1 protein-coding gene is annotated in these 1555 nt (G+C 64.6%); it reads right to left on the reverse strand.

The genetic code is table 11. The annotated features are described in order from the left end of the window. Window positions 1-327 precede the first annotated feature (327 nt). Complete coding sequence (locus JUB11_RS32395; protein WP_207462929.1) at window positions 328-1416, reverse strand: IS110 family transposase; 1089 nt, start codon at window positions 1414-1416, stop codon at window positions 328-330. Between the last annotated feature and the right edge of the window lie 139 nt (window positions 1417-1555).

Here is a 1555-nt window from a genome sequence, read left to right on the forward strand (position 1 = left end):
GTCAGTGCACTCTCATGTCCCGTTTCAAGAGTGATGGGCGCGGGTGTTCGTCTCCGGCTGTTTCCGGCATTGTGACGGCAGGGGCTGTCACGCATGGCAGGAGGCGGAGCTGTCGAGACGACGGCTGATCAAACTCTGATACGCGGGTTGGGTACCGCAGGACCGTGTTCCGTCTCGGGGCTGCCTCGGTCTAGGAGCGGGCGTCGCTGAGCGGCCACATAGTGCAAGCGAGGGTTCCCCTGGCGTGCTCCGCCTCCAGCCATGCGCAACAACCATCTTGTTCTGGATAGCCTCCTTCTATCCCGCCTGGTGCTTCGGGATCGGCGATCAGCCTGCTGATGTTGGCTGCACCTCACGGGCGATCGCCCAGGCAAAGGCGGCCATTTCCCGGGCGATGGCGGTCGTCACCACATTGCTGTTCTTTCCAGCCCCCATCAGCCGCCGGTAACGTGCGCACAGACGTGTCTGCGCTTTCCAGCCGATGTCCCGGACCGCCTTGGGCAGCCCCTCCAGGCGAGCCCGGATCTCGTTGGTCACCCGTGCTGGAAAGCGGTAGCTCCAAGCCCCTTCGACCAGCACCCGACGTGCCCGGCTGCTGCCCGCCTTCGTGATGCCCAGCCGTTGCGTTTTGCTGCCGCTGGAGTGCTCGGAGGGCACCAGGCCCAGATAGGCCATCAGTTGCCGAGGGGTGGCGAAGCGCCGGAAGTCTCCGATCTCGGCCACGAGGATGACCGCGGACAGGAACGCAATCCCCCGCATCGCCTGGAGCGCCTCAACCACCGGCCGCATCGCCCAGCTGGTTGCCAGTTCCTCGATCTGCTTGGCCAGCCGGTCACGCCGCGCTTCCGCATCGCTGATGGCGTCAATCAGATCCTGCAGCACAATCTGCTGGGCGGGGTGTTCGAAGCGCTGATCGGCCAGCCAGCGTCGATGGGCGGCAGACCAGGTCTTTCGCCCACTGAAGATCCGATTGTGACGCAGGAGAAAGCCCTGGAGTTGCTGGCGTGCTCGCCGGACCGCCTCCATGGCCGCCGTACGGGCCCGAATGAGATCCCGCATGGCCTCATGGGCGGGATCGGGCACCCAGATTGCGGTCAGTTCGCCAGCCCGATGCAGACGGGCCAGCGTGACGGCGTCGCGCCGATCGGTTTTGATATGGTCGCCGGCACGCACGGGAATGAGCGATGGCGCTACGACGACGCAGTCATGGCCAAGCTGCGTGATCTGCCTGTGCAACCCATAGCCGCATGGGCCAGCTTCATAGCAGACGCTCAGTCGCCCGTACTTGCCGGCCAACTTCTCAATCAGCCGGCGCACCGCATCGGGCCGATTGGGGATCTCTCCATGGAACCGCACCTCACCGGAACGACCAGCTTCCGCGACAGCAATGGCGATCGTCTCTTTGTGCGTGTCCATGGCGACGTAGGCTGCTGTATCCTGCTCCACGGCTCGTCTCCTATGTCTGAGGCTCGGCGCCGGCCCACCCAGCGCAATCCTCGATTTCGACATAACGTGAGACGAGCCACCCTCACCTCGGCAGGGACATGGGGTCTAG

Source organism: Azospirillum sp. SYSU D00513, assembly GCF_017356015.1.
GTDB lineage: Bacteria > Pseudomonadota > Alphaproteobacteria > Azospirillales > Azospirillaceae > Azospirillum.